Consider the following 21806-nt stretch of genomic DNA (forward strand, 5'->3'; position numbering starts at 1 on the left):
AGACTCTTGATATAACTTCATTTTAGTCCAAAGCTTCATAACCCAACAAGGTCAAAAATTCGGAAAATTCATCGTTCTTCGTCAAATGGCTGAACAGCTCGCTCGCCTGCTGGAACTTTCCGGAAGCATACCGCTTTTCTCCAACCATCGCCTTGATCTTTTCCAATTCCTCGGCCAAAAACTGATCGAACATTTCAAGCGTAACCTTTCTGCCGTCAGACAGAATTCCCTTCGGATGGTGAACCCATTGCCACACCTGGGCTCTGGATATTTCAGCCGTAGCGGCATCCTCCATCAGATTGAAGATCGGAACCGCCCCTTGCCCGTTAAGCCAGGCTTCCATATACTGAATGCCCACGTTGATATTCATGCGAAGTCCCTCTTCCGTAATCTCGCCCTGAGGCACTTCAAGCAAATCGCGGGCCGTAATATTCACGTCCAGCTGCTTGTCGATCTGGTTCGGAGTCGGCATGATCTCATTGAATACTTCCATGGCCACGGGAACCAGCGCCGGGTGAGCCACCCAAGTGCCGTCATGGCCGTCCGTCGCTTCGCGCAGCTTGTCGGCGCGCACTTTTTTCATGGCCTCTTCGTTGGCTGCGGGATCGTTCTTGACCGGAATTTGCGCGGCCATACCGCCCATTGCAGGAGCCTTGCGGCGGTGGCAGGTTTGGATGACCAGCAGCGAGTACGAACGCATGAACGGAGTTGTCATGGTGACAACCGAACGGTCCGGCAAAATCACTTCGGGCAATTTGATGAATTTTTTGATGTAGCTGAAAATGTAGTCCCATCTTCCGCAGTTCAGTCCGGCGGAATGCTCGCGAAGCTCATACAGGATCTCATTCAATTCAAATGTCGCCAAAATCGTCTCGATCAGCACCGTCGCCTTGATCGTGCCGGTGGGAACGCCCAGCTCGCTCTGCGCGCGCAGGAATACGTCATTCCAGAGGCGGGCCTCCAGATGGCTTTCCATTTTGGGAAGATAGAAATAAGGCCCGGAGCCGTTTGCCATCAATGCTTTGGCATTATGGAAGAAATAAAGGCCGAAATCAAACAGGCTGCCCGACATCGGTTTGCCGTCGACCAGCATATGCTTTTCCGCCAGGTGCCAGCCCCGCGGCCGCACAAACAGCGTGGCGATTTGATCATTGAGCCGGTATTGTTTGCCGTTCTCGTTCGTGTATGTAATGGTCCGTCTCACGGCATCACGCAAATTGATGTGGCCCTCGATATTGTTGTTCCAGGTCGGAGAGTTGGCGTCCTCGAAGTCCGCCATAAATACCTTGGCGCCGGAATTGAGCGCATTGATGATCATTTTGCGGTCGACCGGACCCGTGATTTCCACTCTTCGATCAAGCAGATCCTCAGGCAGCGGAGCGATTGTCCAGTCTCCTTTGCGAATCGCTTCGGTTTCCGGCAGAAAATCGGGCATAATCCCTTGGTCGATCTTCTTTTGCCGCTCTTTTCTGTTTTGCAGGAGCTGTTCACGCCTTCCGTTAAATTCCCGCTGCAGCATGGCGACAAACGATAGCGCCTCCGGCGTCAAAATCTCCGCAAATTCCGGCGTAACCTCTCCCGTAAGCTGAACTCCTTCAGGCAGTCCTGCCATATGATTGCTCATAAAATGCTCATCCTTTCAGTTGATTTTATTTTGTTTCCTATTAAGAAACGTCGTTTCTAATAATTTAATTATATTATTTTTTATATGTGTTTTCAATGAAAAAATCACAAAAAGGGCGCCCGATTTGACGAATGCTCTCTTTACATCCGAATATCTTCTTCCGTCGCTCTTGAAACCAGGAAAAGGAGATTAGAAATTGCGGTATTTTCCCGGTTTCAAAGACGTTCGCCAAGTCTCTACAGAAGATACCCCCCAACCCCATGGATCTTCATTCCCATGATTACGGGGTTTCTCGACAGCCTAAAAGTAACGAACATACAGCGGCAACAAATTTGCACATCATCCACGATCAAAATGAAAAATACCAATAAAGCGGAATGACCAGCACCGAGGTAACCACGGCGTTAAGCCCCATGCTGAATCCGGCAATGCCGCCCTGCAGCTCCGATTCTCCGATGACGCGCGCCGTGCCGATTCCATGTGCCGCCGTGCCCATCGCCGTACCGACGGCAATATCGCTGCCAATCCCGATTTTGCGCAGCAGCGGCGGTCCAATCATACTGCCGAGCAATCCGGTCAGCACGGTAAGTACGGCCCCCAGCCCGGGAATCCCGCCCAGCCGGTTGACAATTTCCATCGATACCGGTGTGGTCGCCGATTTCGGCAGCATCGATAGAATAATCTCCCGAGACCCGTGCAGCGCCCAAGTCATCACCCCCGCGCCGACCAAACCGCTCAGGGATCCGGTGGCCAATCCGGTGAGAATGGCCCGCAGGTGTTTGCGCAGGTTCCCCCGCATGCTTGTAAATCGGAATGCCCAAAGCGACCGTAGCCGGTCCGAGCAGATATTCGAGCAGCCCTCCGCCCAGCTGGTACGTTCCATAATGCACTCCCGACGCATAGAGCAGCAGAATCAACGCAGACGACAGGACGAGCAGCGGATGGAGCGCCTTCCATCTCCGCTGAAGCCGAGCAGCGTGCCGCCGATTAATCCTCCCGCGAAGACTCCATTATGGACAAACACCGGAAAAATTGTTTGCTATTAAGAAACATCGTTTCTTATTTATAATTCTATAACTTTTTATATGCCGTTTCAATGAAAAATAACACAAAAAACCGCCCGATTTAGCGGACGGTTTTTTGACGCCTTTTCTGATGCGGGCCGGTGAAGACCGCATTGATTATGCGCCGGATTCACTTTATGCTCCGGATTCACTTTGTTCCAGCTTGTTCAGTCTCTCCTTCAGCTTGGAAATCACGGCGTTTTTGATTTCCAATCGGATTTGCTCCGGCGTTTTGCCGGTTGTATCGATGCCCAGCTTGGCGGCTGCCTTGTTCAGACGGTCGATCCGCTGCGATTCCAACGCTTGCTTGACCGCTGCCCGCACCTGCTCAACCGTCATTCCGTCGGTGTTGATCCCCAGCTGGGAAGCCTTGGCATAAAGCTTCTCCTGCAGCTTGGCTTTGACTTCACTCTTCAGCTGGTCGAAGGTCTTGCCCGCAGTATCGATGCCGAGCTTTTCCGCCTGCGCCTGTAAAGCGTTCATGCGCTTCGACTGCCAGTAATCGCGAATCGCTTGTCTGAGCTCCTTGGCCGATTTGCCTTCGGTCGCAATCCCGAGCTTCTGCGCTTCCTGAATCACGATGTCATTCCAGGATTGCTGAACCTGCTTCAGCTCAGCACGCCACTGCTTCCAGGCTTGAGCGTCCTGCGCTTGTCCGAAGCCTGCCGTGCCCGAGCCGGGGTTGCTTGCAGCTTCGGCAAATGCCGACGCGGCGGAGAATAACAAAGTGCCTGCCATAACGATACCGATGAGCTTTTTGTACAACACGCATCTCTCCTTTGGAATGGATATTTTCCCTTACAAGCCCATCTTAGAACGAAAATGTGTCATAAATTGGTCATCGGCGGCAAATCCACATGAAAAATCGTCCCATCCCCGACACGGGACTGTACGCTCAACGTTCCTCCATGTGCTTCAACGATATATTTGCTGATCGTCAAACCCAGTCCGGCTCCGGATTTGCCCCGGCTCTCGTCCGCCTTATAAAAGCGTTCGAAGATATGGGGAAGCTTCTCGGACGGAATGCCTTCCCCCTGATCCCAAACGGAAATCTTTACCCCCCCGAGGGAGGATCGCCGCAGCGTGACACCCGTCTCCGCATCGGCCCGAGTATGATTCAGGGCGTTGTCCAGCAAATTCACCAGCACCTGCTTCAAGCGGTCGGCATCTGCCCGAATCATAACCCCATCCTCAATATCGCTGCGGAAGACAGCGCCTTTTTCCCGGGCTTTGGCGTTCATCTGCGTGACGGTCTGCTGCAGCAGCCCGGTAAGATCTATATCCGCAAACCGCATTTTGATCTGCTTCGCTTCAAAGGAGGAAAGCTCCAGCAGATCGTCGATCAGCTTGCTCAACCGTTTGGTTTCATCCAGCGAAATCCGGATGAACTGTTTTTCCTCGGAACGCTCCACCACTCCGTCTATGATACCCTGCAGCGAAGCGCGGATCGTCGTCACCGGGGTGCGCAGCTCATGCGAGATTTCCGAGATGAACCGCCTTCTTCGCTGCTCCACCTGCTCCAGCTGGCCTGCCATGTGATTCAGGGAACGCGCCAGTTCCGCGACCTCGTCCTTGCCCTTGACCGGCACCCGATGTCTGAAATCACCGCCGGATAAAGCCTTCGCCGAGCGGCTCATCAGAATGATGGGGCGGATAAAACGGCGTGAAACCACGTACAGCAGAAGAACTGCCGGCACGGCCACCAGCAGGGAGGCGAGCACAATCATCCGGTTGATCTCACTGACAACGCCCTCGATATTGCGCAGAGGCGTATAAAGAAAAATCCCTCCGGCAATCTGCCCGTTCCATTGAAGCGGAAGTCCCACGATCAGCATCTCCCTGCGGTCGTTTTTCCGGAACGGGCTTTTCACCGTCACCTCTTCTCCCTCCAGCACCCGGTTCACCCATTCCTTCCATTCCGGCTCCTCCCCGAACGGAAACCATTGACCGCTGGTCTTCACCATTCGCTTCCGAATCACGGATACCCGGACGTTCGAGCTCTTTTCCAGCAGCTTCACCTGTCTGTTGAAATCCTTCGCCTCAAGTTGTCCCGAGGCCATCTCCGCGCTCCATTCGCTGATCTGGGCAGCTTTGTCCTGCAGCAGCTTTTCCGTTTTCAGATATGTGCCGCGCTCCATGAAATAACTGATTGTGCCTGAAATCGCGGCAATCGTGACGACGGCGACAAGAATATAAGCGCTCAGCATTTTGCGAAAAAAAGATTTCGTCATGTCGCAGACACCTCAAATTTGTAGCCGACGCCCCAGATCGTCCGGATCCTCCAAGCGGAACCGCTTCCGGAAGCATCCGCCAGCTTGTGCCTGAGCCGTTTGACATACAGATCGACCACCCGGTCCTCCCCGTCAAAATCCCAGCCCCATACTTTGGTGATCAAGTCCTCCCGGGAGAACACCTGGTTGGGATGTTTCGCCAAAAACAGCAGCAGCTCGAACTCTCTGCGCGGCAAATTGACGGGCTCGCCCCGCAAATAGACCTGATAGGCGGTTTCATCAATCCTCAAAGTGCCGTATTTACGGACCCCTCCGTTCCTTTCCGGAACCGACCTCGGAAGCATGCGGCGCAGCACGGATTCCGTTCTGGCCACCAGCTCGTTCGGATCGAACGGCTTGACCATATAATCATCCGCGCCCAGCTGAAGACCGCCGATCCGGTCGCCGACTTCCCCTTTGGCCGTCAGCATGATGATCGGCACATCGGACGTTTCGCGGATTGTATGGCAAATCGACCGTCCGTCCAGTCCCGGCAGCATCAAATCCAGCACGATCAGATCATGACGGCCCCGTTCATACGCGCCGACCGCCTGCAGCCCGTCGTAAACGGTTTCCACTTCATATCCGTGCTTCTCCAGATACAATTTGGTGATCTTGCAAATATGCACGTCATCATCCACGACCAAAATTTTTTTCATGACCGGCTCTCCCCCGAATCAGGATCACTGAAAATACCAATGAAAATATCAATACAGCGGTATGGCTTTCTCGGTTGTTATGAGAAAATTTCCATTCTTATGATATATTAATATCTAAAGTTAACGGATAACAAGAGGTGAAAAGGACATGCATCTTGTCACTGCGGAACAAATGCGCAGGCTTGACCGCCATACCATCGACGCAATCGGCATTCCGGCAGCCGTCCTGATGGAGAACGCGGGAAGAGAAGCGGCCCTGCAGGCGCTCGATATGAGCCGGAGTATGCGGCGAATCGGGAAGACGGGCACAAGCGGAGACCAACCCGCGAGCGTCCGCTGGCTGGTTTTGGCCGGAAAGGGCAATAACGGCGGGGACGGTCTGGCTGCCGCGCGCCATCTGCTCGAAGCGGGTATAGAGGCAGAGGTTGTGTATGCGGAAGCTCCCGAAGCTTTGACGGGAGACGCCCTGCTGCAGAAAAAAATCGCCGAAAATTTAGGCATCCGCCTGATTGTCTATACACCGGGAAGCTTGAATTGGAAGGCTTATGACGCGGTTATGGACACGCTGTTCGGCACCGGTACCCAGGGCGCTCCGCGCGAGCCGTACGCCTCGCTGATAAGGGAGGCTAACGGCAGCGGGCTGCCGATTCTCGCGGTGGATGTGCCGAGCGGGCTGAATGCCGATACGGGGGAGGCTTATGATCCGTGCATCCGCGCGGTGCGGACCGTGACGCTGGCGTTCATGAAGCGCGGGCTGGCGACCGGACCGGGGGCGGAATACGCAGGAGAGGTGCGAGTTGCGCCCATCGGCATTCCGCGGGTATTGGCGGAGCAGTTCGGCGTCGATGCCTTTCTGCTGCATGAGGGGCTGTTCCGGGAAGGCTTCGGCATCGATCCGACACTGCCGCGGAACGCCGACACCCATAAGGGGACATACGGCCATGTGCTGATCGCCGCCGGATCGCGCCCGATGGGCGGAGCCGGCCTGATGAGCTCGAAGGCCGCGCTGAGAGCCGGCTGCGGGCTGGTCACCTGGGCGCTGCCGGACCGGTTGGCCGACACGCTCGCCGGGCGTCTGCCAGAGGCGATGCTGGCCGGCATGCCGGACCGAGGGACCGGTCTTTGGACCGCGGACACCGCGGATCGGCTGCTGGAGCTGGCCGCAGGCAAGGATGCGCTGGTGATCGGCCCCGGACTGGGCCGGTTCCCGCAGGACAGCGGCTGGCTGCGCGCCGTCTGGGAGGGCGCGAACGTGCCGCTGGTCGTCGACGCCGATGCGCTGAACATAATCGCCGATGCCGGAGACTTCGCTTCCTGGAAGCGAACAACGCGGCCGGTGATCGTTACGCCGCATCCCGGCGAGATGGCGCGCCTGGCGGGCGTCGCCATCGGCGACGTGCAGCGCGACCGCATCGGCACGGCCCGCCGCTATGCCCTTCAGCACGGCCTAACGGTCGTGCTAAAGGGAGCCGGCACCGTGGTCGCCGCCCCGGACGGGATCGTGTACGTGAACACGACCGGCAACCCGGGGATGGCGACGGGCGGAGCCGGCGATGTGCTGGCAGGCGTGCTCGGCAGCCTGCTGGCGCAGGGACTGGACGCCGCGGCCGCAGCGGCGCTCGGCGTGTACCTGCACGGCGCGGCGGGCGACCGCGCCGCGGCCAAACGGCAAACCCCGGCGTCGCTGATCGCCGGGGATATCATTGAAGAGCTGTGAGAAAACCTCTATCGAGGCCTTTTCAGTGATGAGCGACCGCGTCCAGCGGAAGGTTTTATCGCCAATCGGAAAGCTCGTTTTCAATCCCGAAAACTTATACTTTCTGATGTGGTAAAAAACCGGATAATCCTTATCCGAAAAAACGCGGGAACTCCGGCGGCATGACCGGCGTTTTCCGTTGGTTTGATTGATCACAGGCCGCAGTCTGCTCTTCCGGGCACCTGCTTCCGACTCCATGCTTGCGATCGGCTTCCGATCAGCTTCTGATCACCTGCTTCCGATCCACTGCAACCGGTTTCCGGCGCAAGCCCGCCCTGCGGGAATAGTATTTATCGGCCAGCGCTCCGAAAAAGGAAGCAAGCATCTGCTGAAACAGCATGCCGATGACGACCGGGATCGCCGCAGGGGGCGAAAAATACGCAACGGCCAGCACTGCGCCTCCGCTGATGTTCCGCATCCCGCCGTTAAACATCATCGATACGCTGATGTCCCTTTCCCACTTCAACAGTCTGGAAATCCCCCAACCGAGCGCATAGCCGACAGCCGCCATGATTACCACAAGAAGTGCAATGGAAATCAATTTTCCGGTAATGTGGGTCAAATACGGGGCGACAACCGCGCCGTTGATCCCGACCACAACGCCGACGGCGATTTTGGAAAAAGGCGCGAGCTTCGCCCCCAATGATTGTTTGATTCCGCCGCGCGTCAATTGATTGAGCATCATGCCGGCAAGCGAAGGCAGCGCAATCATCCACAGCAGTCCTTTCATGATGTTCAGCACATCGATATGCACATGCGTTCCGACCAGCAGAAGCAAACTGGAAGGCACTACGAACGGTGAAAGTAACGTGTCGATCAGAATAATCGACAGAGAAAGCGGGATACTTCCTTTATAGATGGAAACCCAGATAAAGCTGGTGATTCCGGTAGGAATGACCATCCCAAGCACCAAGCCGGTAATCGTATAGGCGTCTCCATGAAACAGCGAACTGGCCGCTCCCCATGCCAACAACGGCATCAGTACATGCAAAATGATTAAAACGGCGAAAATGGGCAGCGGATGGGAAACGACCTCGCGAAATTCCCGAAAGCCGGTGCTCAAGCTTCCGGAAAACGTCATAAAAGCGAACAACCAGGGCACAAGAAAAGCATATGGAGACAGAACGTCTCCCAGCAGCACGCCGGCCACAACACTAAACGGGGTAATAAAGGGCATCAATTTTTCCAGTCTTTGGTTTAATTTCTGCAGCATGTCGACTACACTCCATTTTTCATTCTATGGAACCTGATTTCTATCTTAAAATTCTCTTCCACTAAAAAATCAATTCAATGTTCTCCATGTTAGCATAACGAAACTTGGCTGAACAGCGGTTTTTGCCGGAAACACCGGAAACATTGGCCCGAAGCAGGCGACTCCATCAAGCGGCATCCGGCGATCCGGATCGGTTTGACTCGCAGTCACCAGTTCTCCGGCGAGCAGTAAGACGCGCACCTCTTCAGGCGCGCGTTTATTGAAAAAATATACAGTTGTCTGTGATTTTTATCAATATTCTTCGATTTTGTTTTTGCTATAATCGGTTTAAATTAAAGAAAAGGAATGATCTGCCATGGTATTCTCGAAAATTTTGGTTGCTTACGACGGCTCGCCAGCCGCGGACAAAGCTCTGGAAACAGCTGTCGAACTGGCCAAGCTGAATCGTGAAATCCGGATTGAAGCGCTGCATGTGGCCAAGTTCCCTATTCTGATTATCGGTGAGGGGTATATTTCCGTCACGCCCGACATGCAGCAAAAATTTCAGGAGGAAGCGGAAAAAATTGCCGATCGCGCGCGTGCCAAGCTGGAAGCGGCGGGCGCCAACCATTCCGTACAAATGTTGGAGGGCGAGCCCGCAAGCATGATTGCCGAATACGCCCGGCAAAACGGATTCGATCTGATCCTGATCGGAAGCAGAGGCATGAGCGAGCTGAAGGAACTGTTCCTGGGCAGCGTCAGCCATAATGTCGTGCAGCATTCCCGGATTCCCGTGCTGGTGGTCAAATAATGAAACCGCCATGCCTGCGATACGGCAGTTATTGAATTCGAATTGTCCAGAGGTCATAAGCGTTCCACGACCGTCGCCACTCCTTGCCCGCCTCCGATGCACAATGTGGCCAGCCCGTATCGCGCCCCGCGCCGCCCCATCTCATGCAGCAGCGTGACCAGAATGCGCGCGCCGCTGGCCCCGATCGGATGGCCCAAGGCAAGCGCCCCGCCGTTGACGTTGACGATCTACGGATTCATTCCGAGTTCCAGGATGACCGCCAGCACAGCCGCTCCGTCATTGATCCCGGAAGCTTTGCCCGCCGTTACCCGTCCGCCGCTTTGAAACGCCGGACGCAGCTTGGCCAGCGCCCCTGCGTCCGTATCCGGGCGGGGGTATTCATCCCTGTCGAACAGCAGCGTCTCCCCTTTGCGTTGGGGAATCTCAACCGGGACAATTTCGTCCCGGAATTTGCCCGAGCTAATGGCGGCAGCGTCTTTCTGCTGACTGTCCAGCGTGAAGGCATCCAATTCCTCCCGGCTGAGCCCGTACCTCTCGCACAAATTTTCCGCCGTAATGCCCATGTTGCAATCGTTGGCCGGAGCCGCACACCTTGTTCACGGTGAACGAGGGCACGCCTACGGGAATACCCGCGCCCACGGCAGCTTGTCTGGCGGGATTATGCCCGATCCCCGACTGCAGCACATTGCCCATGATCACCTCTTCGACCTGATCGGCCGCCAATTCCTCACTTTCTATTGCTGCGCGGATTGCAATCTCTCCCAGCCGGACTGCCGGAACGTCCCTCAAACTGCCGTTAAATGATCCGATCGCCGTTCGAACGGCGCTTACAATGACCGCTTCTCCAATTTTCTTTGCATATTCAAGACTTTTCACAGTGATTCGCGAATAGCGGGCGAAGCCGATTCCGACCACCGTGTCCCCGGGACCGAATCGATTGATCAAATCGATCGTTCTCGGTTCGCCGAACAAAAGAACGACCTCCTTATTCAACTGGTTCATGTAAAATTCGAGAAAAAGCCCGAGCGCCAGCGTTCTTCTCGAACAGATCAGTCCCGTTCGGCCGGAACCCATCAATTTTTCAACCACTTGTTCGAAGACTTTCAAATCGATGTTCTCCATCATCATCCGGATATTTTGTAGGCTCTGCTTGTCATTTTTTATACGCTGATGAGCGGACGGACGCCGATGAGGGCGGCATTCATAGCAATTGTGACCGCATTATCGGTAAGCTTTGTACGCAAAAATACTTGTCTTACAATATTCAAGCCTTGGGAACGAATCGCGCTCTTTGCGGGCGGACTCATCCTTGTCTCCCCGTATAATCTGCTAGGCTTGGCGGGTCTGGCGCTTCTCGGCATCGTGCTGCTGGCCCAATCCCGGCGCGAGGCGGACACGAGAAGAATCTCCCACGCGCAGCGGGAGATATAAGAGGTATAAGATATAGCCATTGCCACCGAACAACCTTACAATCGCACTCCCGGGAAGGCATACCGGAGCATTCCTTCGGCAAGCGGCAGCGATAGCAAATTGCAAACCAGCGGAGCAACGGCCAATTGGGGAATCGTTTCCTCATATATGCCGGGTTCAAAGGAAGTGCCTATGACGTATAGCGGAACGTCCCGCTCGTCCGGTCCCGTGCCGCCGTGATAGCCGTCCCGATTCATCCCGTGATCGGACGTGATCAGAATCGTGTATCCCAGCTGCATCCAGCCGGGCAGCAGAGTGGCCAGAATCGAGTCCGCTTCCAGCGCTTTCGCCCGGTATTCCCTTGAGTCCGAGCCGAAACGGTGGCCGGCGTCGTCGATCCCCATCGGATGAATCAGCAGAAAATCGGGATCCCATTGACGGCGCAGTACTTCCGCATCGGCAAACAAATGGGAATCGGGATACGAATCTTCAAAATAAAATTTACCATGCTGGATCGGCATATTACCATCATGCTGCTCCCGATCCGCAATCCGATCAAACGGGGCCCGATTGTACAGCTCGCTTACCCAATAATAGGCTGCTGCAGTCGTCTTCAAGCCCTTTTCCCCAGCCAGATGAAATATGCTTTTCCGGTCGGACAGCCTCACGATATGGTTGGCCGTAATTCCGTTGACCGAGCTCGGCGTGCCGGTCAGCAACACCTCATAAAGCGGCCGGGACAAGCTGGGAAGCTCCGATTGCACTTTATAATAAGACGCTTTAGAAGACTCGACGAGATGGTTGACATACCCCATTTGAGTTCGCGCCGTATCGCGGCGCAATCCGTCCAATACGATCATAATGACTTTGTTCAATTGGTTTTCCTCCCCTGATGTGTTCATTTGTTGCGCTTCCGCATACATATAGCGTCTTTGAAGGAGATGCACAGTGTAAGCATATGCCGACAGAAGCTAGGCCTTTATCCAAACAACACCGTTTTTTTTCAAATGCCTTGTCCATTCCTTTGGACACGCCGCATCGGAAATGATCGTGCCGACGGCTTCAAGCGGAAAGATTCGGATGAACGTATTCACGCCTATTTTGGAATGATCGGCCAAAACAATCGCTTCTCTGGCCGCATCTGCAAACATGCGCGACATGAGAGCTTCATGCACATCGTAATCCGTTATTCCTTCCTCCAGAGAGACGCCGCCGACCGAGATGAACGCTTTATCCACTCGAAACTGCTTCATCATCTGCTGGCAAAGCTCGCCGCTGATCGACAACTGCTGCGGATTCAACTCTCCTCCAAGCAAAATCACCCTTCCCGTAAAGCGCTCTTGCTTCAAGGATTCCATCAGATAGGAAGCCACCGGAAAAGAATTGGTCAATACTGTCAGCCTTTTTTTTCCCTGAATCGCCCTAGCCATTTCCAAAGTGGTGGTTCCCACATCGATCACGACATGGTCTCCATCCTCAATAAGCCCTGCGGCCTTTCGCCCGATCTGCGCCTTTTCCTGCGCGAACTGGGACTGCCTTTGAATGTAAGGCGGTTCATCCCCTTGTATGCGAACGTTCGTAGCCCCGCCATAAACCCTATGCAGCTTGCCTTCTTTCTCCAGCACATCCAGATCCCTGCGAATGGTTTCCGCAGAAACCGAAAGCTCCCTGGAAAGCGGAATCACGCTGACTTTCCCGTCCCTTTGCAGGAGGTCAAGGATCATTCTTTTTCGTTCTTCCGACAACACCGACAAATCTCTCTACACCACCTTATGCAGCGCTCTGCATTCTTCATGCGGAATCAACAAGTGGACGGGAGCGCCGATCCGGGCCCACTCCAGCATTTTGTCATTCAGCACATCCACAATGAATTCCTGCCCGTCCACATCGACCGCGTAGCGCAGCACATTGCCGAGAACCGTCACGCCCGACAAGATTCCCGCCAATCTCCAGCCGTCACCTGCAGCTTCCCGCGGCCATCCCCCGGGAAATATCCGGATCGCTTCCGGACGGATGGCAAAAGTGGCATCGGGCTCCTTCGTTTCAGGCGCCGCGCCGTCGAAATCGACAATCAATTTCTCCAGCCGGGCTCGTTCAAGCACGTTGTAATTTCCGATGAACCGGGCCACAAATTCCGTTCTCGGACGGGTATAGATTTCTTCCGGTGTCCCGGTCTGTACAATCCTTCCCTCGTTCATGACACAGATCCGGTCGGAGATCATCAGCGCTTCCTCCTGATCATGCGTCACGAAGATCATGGTCATTTGCAGCCGCTGTTGAATTTGCCGCAGCTCCATTCGCAGATTTTTACGGATTCTGGCGTCTAGGGCGCTAAGCGGCTCATCGAGAAGGAGCAGCTTCGGTTGAACGGCCAGCGAACGCGCCAGCGCCACCCTTTGCTGCTGTCCACCGGACAGTTGGTGGGGATAGGCATCCTTTTTATCTTGCAAATCGACCAGCTCCAGCATTTCCAGCACTCGCCGGGCAATGACCGATTTCGTGCTGCCGTTCATTTTCAGGCCAAAGCCGATATTGTCGAATACGCTCATGTTCGGAAACAATGCATAGGATTGAAAAACCATGCCCACGCCGCGATTTTTCGCCGGCTGTCCGGTGATGTCTTCTCCGTCCAATACAATTCGGCCGGCTTCAAACTCCGTCAATCCGGAGATGCACCGCAGCAGCGTGCTTTTGCCGCACCCGCTCGGCCCCAGCAGGGTGATGAACTCCCCTTTTTCAATGTTCAGCTGAAAATCATTCAGAACGGCCGAACCGTCAAACTGTTTGGTGACTCCTTCAATTTGCACGAAGCTCATTGTTTGTGCCTCCTATCCGAGCCTCGGCGCTCTGAAAAACCATTTGCTCAGCTTCAGCAGAACGCCGGAAACAAGTAAAACCACAATGAAATAGGTAATCGCAATCGCGCTGGCCAAATGCCCGCTCTCACTCAGCCGCTGATACAGATAGATTTGAATCGTCGGAAAATGGCCGCCGACCAACAGGTTGGCCAGCACGAATTCACCGAACAGCACGGAAAAAGAGAGCAGCATCGAGACCATGATTCCCGGCAGTATGTTCGGAAACACCACATGCCGGAACGCCTGTATTTTGCTTGCGCCGAGCAGCTCGGCCGCATCCAGCAGCTCCACGGCATGGATCGTGCGCAGACTGTTGCGGATGCCCTGATACATATAGGGAAGGATGGAGACAAAATACCCCCCGATCAAAATCCAAACGGTACCGGAGATGACGATCGGTCCGGATGAATAGATTTTAATCAAGCCCACAGCGGCCACCACCGGGGGGATGGCGTACGGCAGCAGCACCAAGGCGTTCAACAGGCGTTCGAAACGGGGAAAATACACCGTCACGATAAAAATGGTAGGCAGCATCACCAGCATGCTCAGCACCACGGTGACCGTACAGACCAGCAGCGTCCGCAGCAGCGCCCCCGTAAATCTCGGGTCCTGCAGCATGTCCGCAAACCAATGCAGCGTCCAATACTCGGGAAGAACCGTCGTCTGCCATTCCCCCGCCAAGGAGTACAGCAGCGTTGCCGCCAGCGGCGATAATAAGTAGATCATGAGCAGAACCATCAGCAGCGGATGAACCCAGGACCGCTTCTTCATGTCAAGTCCCTCCTGATTCGTCGCATCATCCGCTCGTTCAGCCACATCGAGCCCAGCATCAGCAGCCCCAGCAGCACCGCAAGGGCGCTTCCGAGCTGGGGCCGGGTGATGACGTCCCCGGCGATCAGCGAGCCGATCCGGATGGCGAGCAAATTATAATTCCCGCCCACCAACGCATAAGCGGTCGCATAGGCGCCCATGGAATTGGCGAACAGGATGCTCGCCGTGCCCGTCACACCCGGAAGCAGAATGGGAAGCCCGATGTGCCGCCAGAACTGCATCCGGGAAGCGCCTAGCAATGCCGAAGCCTCTATCCACTGCTCTTTAATGCCGTAATAGGTAGGATAGAGCAATAGAATCGCCAGCGGAATTTGGAAATACACGTAGACTAAAGCCAATCCCGACCAAGAGTACAGATTGAAACCGGAAAACACATCCCAACCCCACTTGTTCAGCAGAATCGTGATGATTCCGTTGTTTCCCAGCAAAATGATATAAGCGAAGGCCAACGGCACACCCGCAAAATTCGACGTCATGTTCGAAAACAGGATAATCCCGTCTCTGACCCGTTCCGACAGCCGGGTGACGGAATATGCCATCAACAGCGCCACCGCGATGCCGGCAACGGTTGAATACAGAGAGATCACCATGCTGTTCCAGATCGCCTTCAAATAGTACGGATTGCTCAACGCCGTGAAATACTGCCGCAAGGTCAAATGCGATCCGCCGTCCGCACGGAAGCTGTCGACGATCATCATCAGGGCCGGGAGCAGCTCAAAGCTCAGCACCATGACTGCAAAAGGAAGAAGCGACATAAGCAGCATGGCTTTCAGCCGTTTGTTATGGTTCATAAGGGGCCTCCTTCGTCCTAAGGCTCTCTCGTAATGCGGCAAGCTGAACATGGAGGAAAGGAAGAGACCTCTCGGAATCTTCCTTTCCTTTTTCACGCTTTATGAACCTGGACGTTTCCGGTCATCGGCGTGTCATCAGTTGATGTGAACCAGCACTTTTTCCTGCCACAGCTGCGGCAGCTGCTTGGAGGTTGCATCCCATTTCGTATAATCCGTCACAGGTTTTGCATTTTTGTATTGCTCCAGAGGCACCATGTTTTTCGCCACATCGTCGGGCAGCTTCACGCTGTCGCGGATCGGGCGGGCAAAGCCTTTGGCCAGATTGATCTGACCGGCATCGCTGAGGATATATTCACGCGTAAGCATCGCTGCATGAGGATGCGGAGCGTATTTGTTGATGATGGTTGCATATCCGCTCACAACGCTTCCTTCGGAAGGAATCGTCACTTCAAATTGATCCTTGTTGATCTGCTGGCGGTAGCCCAGCGCGTTGAAGTCCCAAACCAGGGCAACCGGAATTTCGCCTTTTTCGATATTGGCTACCGAAAGCTCCACGGAAGAGATCCGTCCGGCTTTGGCCAGCTTTTCAAAAAAATCGATCCCCGGCTGAATGTTGCCTTCATTGCCGCCGAAAGCCATCGCTGCCGCAAGCACGGCCATTTGCGCCTGTGCCGCTTTGGTCACATCTCCCACCGCGATTTTATAATCGCCCTTCAGCAAGTCATCCCAGCTTTTAGGAGGATTTTTAACCAAATTTTTGTTCGTCAAGAAGGCAATCGTTCCTTGATAGCCGACCATCCAGTTTCCATCCTTGTCCTTGGCCCAATCGGGAATTTCGTCCCAGTGGGAAGGCTTGAACGGCTGCGTTACGCCTTTGGCGACCGCCACGGGCGCAAAGGCAATCCCTACGTCGCCGATATCGGCGGTAGGCTTGTCTTTTTCCGCTTCGAACTTGGCGATTTCCTCCGCGCTCGACATATCCGTATCGGTGTGGTTCAAATTGTATTTCGTTTTCATATCCGCCCAGGTATCCTTCCAGTTTGCCCATGAATCCGGCATCCCTACGCTGACAACCTGACCTTCCTGCTTCGCCTTGCTCTCCACATCCTGCAGAGACAGCTTGCTTGCATCAACTGTGGAGGCGGCTTCCTTGTTCCCTCCGCAAGCCGCCAGGCTGACCGCCAACGAACAGACCACGACCAAGCTCAAGCCTGTCTTCAAAAGTTTTTTCATTTCCCCTTCGACTCCTCCCGAAACCCTAAATGTGATGTCATGTGATATGTTGTGGTTTTTCTTCTGTTTTCACTTTAGTCCCTGAATGTTATCCGAATTTAAACGGAATCTTGATTAATTGTAAAGGTTGTGTGATGTGTAATAACATGTAAAAAGGGACCGCCGACCGCTCAGTGTCGGGGTTCCCCGTATGAAGGCATCCACAAATAGAGGACCCGCACTCCACTATTATGCAACAGAGCGCCCCCCATAGGATTGCACCGATATGATTGATTTTCAGAGTACTAGAAAACATCCTGTCATTAGGATGATTTCTATGTTTTGGAAACCGGGTGAATAGGCAGGCTTACTATAAACGTGCTTCCCTTGCCCTGTTCGCTTTCCACCTTGATCGCGCCTCCGTGCGACTCGGCAATCCACTTGGCGATCGACAACCCCAGTCCCGCATTGCCTGCGGACCGGGAACGGGAAGGATCCACGCGATAAAATCGTTCGAAAATGTCCTTCTGCTTCTCGGCCGGAATCCCGATGCCCGTATCTGACACGGAAATCGTCAGAATATCGCCCTTCGGCTGAACCGCTACCCGGATGCTTCCCCCTTCAGGCGTGTATTGGATCGCATTGTCGATCAGGATGATCAGCAGCTGGCGAATCCGTTCGCGATCCGCGCGAACCTGAAGATTCGACTCCGCTTCCACCATGAGCTGCTGTTCTTTTTCGGCCGCAAGCGGCTGAAAACGTCTCATGAGCTTTTCCAATTCCTCAACCAGCGGGAACTCTTCGATTTGCAGTTGAATTTCCGCGGCATCCGCTCGGGCCAATGTGAGCATATGCGCGACGAGCGCGGACATTCGCTTGACCTCATCCTTCATATCGTCGAGCACCTGCACGCTGAACGGCCCCATTCGTCCCCGCTCCTCATCCTCGATCACTTCCAGAGAGGATTGCAGCACACTGAGCGGAGTCCTCAGTTCATGGGAGGCATCCGCCACAAACTGCCGCTGCCGTTGAAATGAGCGGATAATCGGAATCATCGCCCTGCCCGACATCGCATAACCCAGCATCACGGAAACCACAAAAAACAAGCCCGACATGACGCTCAAAATCATCATCAGTTTTTTGAAAATTTCCGTTTGCTGTGAAATATCCGCTCCCGTATACACGCTTCCCATATAGTTCCCATTGACATAAACGGGTCTGCCCGCAAACAGCAGATGCATTTCTCCCTGAGATTTCGTTCGGTAATCCAGGTATTTAACTTCTTCACTTTTAGGAATCCATTTCTTCAATTGCTGAACGATTCGATCTTTATTCAGCTGCGAAGGCTGCTCGCCCGCCACCCAATTCCCCGAACGGTCAAGGACATAATAAAACGGGCGCAGGATCAGCTTGTTCTTGGGAGTCTTTTCGCGTCCCTGTCCCGAATCCTCATGCTCCTTGTTCTCCTCATCATGTCCCTCATTCTTTCGATCAACATTCCGGCTGGCCTGCGGGTTCGCTGCGATTAATTCGCGCGTGTGCTCCTCTACCTGCATTTCCGCAAGGAACTGAATTTCCTTTTCCCGTTCACTGTAAATAATGGAAGAAAGGATCAGATAGCTGATCCCGTTGAACACAATCATGAATACAATCATAATCCCGGCAAAAAACAAAGTCAGCCTATTGCGGGTTTTTTTGAACATCGGCAACCTCCAGCTTGTAGCCGACTCCCCGCACGTTCTGAATTTGAATATGCGGATCCGGTTCCAATTTTTTGCGCAGCAGCTTGATGAGCGCATCCAGTGAATTGCTGGTCACTTCCGCATCCAGCCCCCATATTTGCGAAACCAAGGCCTCTCTCGGAATCACTTTGCCCCTTCGGCGCATCAGCGTCTCCATCAGCTGAAACTCCCGGACGGTCAAAGATACGGCTTCCCCGCTTCGATACAAGGTAAGCTCATTCACATTCAGGGTATACGGCGGGATTTCGATGATCGACTCGGAGAGCGGCATCTGCACTCTTCGGGATAAAGAGCGGATGCGTGCAAACAGTTCTTCAAATTCAAAAGGCTTCATCAGGTAATCATCAGCACCCGCGTCCAGTCCCTCAACCCGATCCTGCAGGGCGTCCCGCGCGGTCAGCATGAGAATCCCTTTGTCATAGCCCGCTTCCCGCAGCTCCTTGCAGATAGTGACGCCATCCTTGCCCGGCAACATCCAATCCAGAATCAGCAGGTCGTAATCGCCGGCATCCGCATAATCGGCTACTTCCCTGCCGTCCGTTACCCAATCTGCGGCATGGGATTGTTTTTTCAGCATATGCACAATCAGTTTTCCCAATTTGAGGTCATCTTCAGCCAGCAAGATTCTCACGCTTGTCCGCTCCTTTTGGCAGATTTCGTCCGAGCCCGCCGTAGATTCTCAGTGGAAGCCGATTCCTGAGACGTTTGCGACGAATCGGCTGCATATTGAACACGAATATAAACAAAAATAAGAAAAAGCACGGCCGTACCCAAATAAAACAATTGGGCCCATAATTGCTTCGTGTCCGAGCCCGCCGCCAATCCATGAACGAGCGAGAGCACAAAGGCCGGAAACGCTAAGTAATGAATGGCCCGCCACACCTTTCTCCCAAAGTTCTTCATCCAGTCCGACGTCACCAAAATGATCACAAAAAGATACAATGCGATCGTCCCCAGCCCCGAGGACAGCGGATGATATTCCGCCGCGAACGGAACGAAAACGTCCTTATAAGAAAACGGTTGGTAGGAATCAATGGTCAGCACCAGTCCGTGAAGCAGCCCGAACAAAAAGCCGATCCAGCCCGACAGCTGATGCATGATCAGCAAGCTGCCTCGAATATTGGGCTTCATCAGCTTTCCGTAACTGAACATGCCAAGTGAAACGGACAGGAAAAGCAACAAGTAGGATGTCAGGCCTGAAGCTTTGATGACACTCCAGGTGGAAAACCATTCGAGCATCATTCACACCACCTTTATCGCATAATCGTACAGCTTTTGATTCATGATCATATCACCGGTCGTTTTGACCATGACATAGCCGTGATGCGGAAAATGCGTTTCCATCCAAGATACGGCCTCATCGGCCCCAAGCATGCAGATGATTTTGGCGGCAACCTCCGCTTCGCAGGTTCTCGGGGCCAAAACGGTAGCTTGAATCACGTCGCTTTGCGCAGGCAGTCCGGTTCTTCCGTCCAGAATGTGATGGCGGATAAGGCCGCCCTGCTTCCAACGCCGGTGCAGCACGTTCGAGGTGGCCACTCCGGCGTCGTTAATCCATAGCTGCAGGATTTCCGTTTCTTCATCCTCCGGATGCTCAATGCCGATGCACCACGGATCCTCGTCCGACCATACGCGCAGATCGCCTCCCGCATCCACCAGTCCGGAGGTGATTCCAAATTCGCGGCGCATGAAGGATGCCGCGCCGTCTGCAGACCAGCCTTTGCCGACACCTCCAAGGTCAAGCTCCGCTTCACTGCGGCGAGTGACCGTGAAGGCCGTCTCGTCGAATTGAAGCGCATCCTCTTCCATAATGGGATGAAAGCTTCCCTCGCCAACGAAGTTTGCTCCCGGAGAGCTGCCTGCGCCGAGGACTTCTTCGAAGCTGCGGTCATAGCCCAACCGCTTGAGCGCGGAACCGACAAAAGGCTGAAACAGGTAATCCGTATCGACGGCCAGCTGCCATGCCTTTCGCAGAAGACGATACAGCGTCGGCGATACTTGACAAGGCTCACCCGGAGCCCATCGGTTCAATCTGGACAGATCGCTGTCCGGCCGAAACCGCGAAGCCTTTTGCTCGACTTCCTCGAACCATCGGATCACCGGCCTCTGCCAATAGGGCAGCGGGGTATCCGTTCTCCCGATAACGGCCATAAGCGAATTCATCGCTCGGAATTCAATGCCGGGATAACGTTCCCCCTTCGCCGATTGCTTCATTTCAAGACCTCCTGCTCCGACGGTCGCTTCTGAACACCGGCGCCGGCGCGGGCGCAGGTGTTGGGACGATCGCCGACGGCGTAGGCGTCGGCGTAGGGGCCTGTACGGCAGCCGATGGCTTCGGCGTTGACTTCGGAGCCTGCACACTCGTCGATTTGCGCGCGGTCGTTGCTGTCGTCGGCTTCGGCGCTTGGGCGGCGGATTTGCCTGACGCCGGAGTGGTTACCGTTACAGGCGGGATATTTGCCGTTTCTCCCCCTGTCGAATCCCAATCCAGCTGTTCCAGCTCTTTTTCGCGCTCTGCTTTGGCTTCCGCGGATAAACCCTCAATCTCCGAAAATTCCGCTCTGGAATGCACAAACGTTTTGATTGTGCTTCCGCCGTCTTGGCCGTTTTGCTGCGCTGTGTTGGCGGAAAGCGGAATCGACCCTATAGTATCGACGCCTCCTGCCGAGGAATTCGCATTATTCGTCGGCGGATCGGAAATTTCCTGCGCATTCCCGCCGCTTTGATGTCCCTGTGCCACATACAAAAATCCGGTAAACGAAACGACACTGGAGATCCCGATCAACCATTTGGGCCATTTTTTTGCAGCCATGTCAACCACCCTTTCTCATCTGCAGCAAGTTTGTGTTTGGATCCCATTCCAGTTTATCCCCCATTACATCCGCAAGCACATTAATCGGAATATAGTATAAGGCGTTGCGGTAAAATGGCGCTGCGGGAAGAAAGCTTTTCAAGCCATCCACGTAGATTGTGTTCTTATCTGTATGAAAAATGACGTGGTGTCCATTGGCAAACAATTCAAGAATATCGCCTTTGCTGTAAATGACGTATGGGATCTGCAATCCATCCAGCACAACCTCAGCGGGAACAAGCACTTCTCCTTGGCTGACGGCAACAATCATATCCGTTTGCAGCATGCTGCCCGGGAAACGGAAGCTGACAGGCTGTCCATCCAATAGTACGGCTTGGGCAGAAGTCCCTTGATTATATCCCGCCGCCCCCGGATATGTACCTTCCGTCTGCCCGGATGAATTCCGGTCGTCGTCGTATTCTCCCTCTTCATAATCTTCCTTTTGATATTCTCCATACGACCCCGGACTTTCCTGCCACAACTGCCGCTCCTCATAAGATTCATGATCCCCGTCATGGTCTGCGTATACTGCGGCTCCATGAAAAGCCGTCAATGCGAGCAGCATCACTCCGATCGTGAGCAGCTTTTTACGTTTCAAAAGACGCATGTCCCTTCTCTCCTCCCATTTTGCATTATCAGCTTATCTGCAACCCATACTAACCCATGCTCCATGAAAAAAGCCTGAAAAACAAAAAATCGCCTCAAGGCTTCCTTGATGAAAGAAGTTTTCAACAC

The 21806-nt window shown here is 54.1% G+C and carries 21 protein-coding genes and 2 pseudogenes; 3 read left to right on the forward strand and 20 right to left on the reverse strand.

The window, feature by feature from the left end; genetic code table 11:
• Nucleotides 1-22 precede the first annotated feature (22 nt).
• The 6 genes and pseudogenes from aceB to VF724_RS11035 form a co-directional block, all read right to left on the reverse strand.
• Complete coding sequence (aceB, locus tag VF724_RS11010) at nt 23-1612, reverse strand: malate synthase A (protein ID WP_371754353.1); 1590 nt, start codon at nt 1610-1612, stop codon at nt 23-25.
• 361 nt (nt 1613-1973) lie between these two features.
• Nucleotides 1974-2507 (reverse strand): LrgB family protein, encoded by a 534-nt coding sequence (locus VF724_RS11015; RefSeq protein ID WP_371754294.1) that lies wholly within the window; start codon nt 2505-2507, stop codon nt 1974-1976.
• Nucleotides 2479-2541 (reverse strand): annotated as a pseudogene (locus VF724_RS11020) (hypothetical protein); the annotation flags it as partial. The gene VF724_RS11015 and the pseudogene VF724_RS11020, both read right to left, overlap by 29 nt.
• 282 nt (nt 2542-2823) lie before the next feature.
• A complete protein-coding gene (locus tag VF724_RS11025) occupies nt 2824-3453 on the reverse strand; it encodes a hypothetical protein (RefSeq protein ID WP_371754295.1) in 630 nt (209 codons plus the stop codon).
• Between the two features lie 62 nt (nt 3454-3515).
• Nucleotides 3516-4919: a sensor histidine kinase gene (locus tag VF724_RS11030; RefSeq protein WP_371754296.1), complete on the reverse strand. Its 1404-nt coding sequence runs from the start codon at nt 4917-4919 to the stop codon at nt 3516-3518.
• Nucleotides 4916-5617, reverse strand: coding sequence for a response regulator transcription factor (locus VF724_RS11035; RefSeq protein WP_371754297.1), 702 nt, complete (start codon nt 5615-5617; stop codon nt 4916-4918). Before VF724_RS11035 ends, VF724_RS11030 begins: the two co-directional genes overlap by 4 nt.
• A 148-nt stretch (nt 5618-5765) precedes the next feature.
• Here VF724_RS11035 and VF724_RS11040 point away from each other — a divergent pair, with 148 nt between their 5' ends.
• Nucleotides 5766-7334, forward strand: coding sequence for an NAD(P)H-hydrate dehydratase (locus VF724_RS11040; protein ID WP_371754298.1), 1569 nt, complete (start codon nt 5766-5768; stop codon nt 7332-7334).
• Between the two features lie 256 nt (nt 7335-7590).
• On the opposite strand, the gene VF724_RS11045 is transcribed toward VF724_RS11040, so the two are convergent.
• On the reverse strand, nt 7591-8586 hold the full coding sequence (locus VF724_RS11045) for a bile acid:sodium symporter family protein (protein WP_371754299.1): 996 nt from the start codon (nt 8584-8586) through the stop codon (nt 7591-7593).
• Nucleotides 8587-8941: 355 nt separating this feature from the next.
• Here VF724_RS11045 and VF724_RS11050 point away from each other — a divergent pair, with 355 nt between their 5' ends.
• Nucleotides 8942-9376, forward strand: a complete 435-nt coding sequence (locus VF724_RS11050) for a universal stress protein (protein ID WP_371754300.1) — start codon at nt 8942-8944, stop codon at nt 9374-9376.
• A 53-nt stretch (nt 9377-9429) separates the two neighbouring features.
• Here the strand turns inward: VF724_RS11050 and VF724_RS11055 are convergent.
• Nucleotides 9430-10225: pseudogene (locus VF724_RS11055) on the reverse strand (thiolase family protein).
• 339 nt (nt 10226-10564) lie between these two features.
• Here VF724_RS11055 and VF724_RS11060 point away from each other — a divergent pair.
• The gene (locus VF724_RS11060) at nt 10565-10807 is read left to right on the forward strand and encodes a hypothetical protein (RefSeq protein ID WP_371754301.1); all 243 of its coding nucleotides are present in this window, start codon (nt 10565-10567) and stop codon (nt 10805-10807) included.
• A 35-nt stretch (nt 10808-10842) separates the two neighbouring features.
• On the opposite strand, the gene VF724_RS11065 is transcribed toward VF724_RS11060, so the two are convergent.
• The 12 genes from VF724_RS11065 to VF724_RS11120 form a co-directional block, all read right to left on the reverse strand.
• Nucleotides 10843-11661, reverse strand: coding sequence for an alkaline phosphatase family protein (locus VF724_RS11065; RefSeq protein WP_371754302.1), 819 nt, complete (start codon nt 11659-11661; stop codon nt 10843-10845).
• 96 nt (nt 11662-11757) lie between these two features.
• Nucleotides 11758-12534, reverse strand: coding sequence for a DeoR/GlpR family DNA-binding transcription regulator (locus VF724_RS11070; RefSeq protein WP_371754354.1), 777 nt, complete (start codon nt 12532-12534; stop codon nt 11758-11760).
• Between the two features lie 12 nt (nt 12535-12546).
• Nucleotides 12547-13602, reverse strand: a complete 1056-nt coding sequence (locus VF724_RS11075) for an ABC transporter ATP-binding protein (RefSeq protein WP_371754303.1) — start codon at nt 13600-13602, stop codon at nt 12547-12549.
• A gap of 12 nt (nt 13603-13614) precedes the next feature.
• Nucleotides 13615-14415, reverse strand: coding sequence for an ABC transporter permease (locus VF724_RS11080; protein ID WP_371754304.1), 801 nt, complete (start codon nt 14413-14415; stop codon nt 13615-13617).
• Nucleotides 14412-15266 carry an ABC transporter permease gene (locus tag VF724_RS11085; protein WP_371754305.1) on the reverse strand — a complete coding sequence of 285 codons (855 nt, stop codon included), beginning with the start codon at nt 15264-15266 and terminating at the stop codon, nt 14412-14414. Before VF724_RS11085 ends, VF724_RS11080 begins: the two co-directional genes overlap by 4 nt.
• Before the next feature lie 135 nt (nt 15267-15401).
• The gene (locus VF724_RS11090) at nt 15402-16499 is read right to left on the reverse strand and encodes an ABC transporter substrate-binding protein (RefSeq protein ID WP_371754306.1); all 1098 of its coding nucleotides are present in this window, start codon (nt 16497-16499) and stop codon (nt 15402-15404) included.
• A gap of 314 nt (nt 16500-16813) precedes the next feature.
• On the reverse strand, nt 16814-18181 hold the full coding sequence (locus VF724_RS11095) for a sensor histidine kinase (protein WP_371754307.1): 1368 nt from the start codon (nt 18179-18181) through the stop codon (nt 16814-16816).
• Nucleotides 18159-18851: a response regulator transcription factor gene (locus tag VF724_RS11100; protein ID WP_371754308.1), complete on the reverse strand. Its 693-nt coding sequence runs from the start codon at nt 18849-18851 to the stop codon at nt 18159-18161. Before VF724_RS11100 ends, VF724_RS11095 begins: the two co-directional genes overlap by 23 nt.
• Nucleotides 18848-19459 carry a ferric reductase-like transmembrane domain-containing protein gene (locus VF724_RS11105; protein WP_371754309.1) on the reverse strand — a complete coding sequence of 204 codons (612 nt, stop codon included), beginning with the start codon at nt 19457-19459 and terminating at the stop codon, nt 18848-18850. Before VF724_RS11105 ends, VF724_RS11100 begins: the two co-directional genes overlap by 4 nt.
• Nucleotides 19460-19462: 3 nt before the next feature.
• The gene (locus tag VF724_RS11110) at nt 19463-20434 is read right to left on the reverse strand and encodes an FAD:protein FMN transferase (RefSeq protein ID WP_371754310.1); all 972 of its coding nucleotides are present in this window, start codon (nt 20432-20434) and stop codon (nt 19463-19465) included.
• A 1-nt stretch (nt 20435) separates the two neighbouring features.
• Nucleotides 20436-21032, reverse strand: a complete 597-nt coding sequence (locus VF724_RS11115; RefSeq protein WP_371754311.1) for a hypothetical protein — start codon at nt 21030-21032, stop codon at nt 20436-20438.
• A 1-nt stretch (nt 21033) separates the two neighbouring features.
• Nucleotides 21034-21678: a stalk domain-containing protein gene (locus VF724_RS11120; protein ID WP_371754312.1), complete on the reverse strand. Its 645-nt coding sequence runs from the start codon at nt 21676-21678 to the stop codon at nt 21034-21036.
• Nucleotides 21679-21806: the final 128 nt, after the last annotated feature.

The sequence above is a fragment of the Ferviditalea candida genome (assembly GCF_035282765.1).
Lineage (GTDB): Bacteria > Bacillota > Bacilli > Paenibacillales > KCTC-25726 > Ferviditalea > Ferviditalea candida.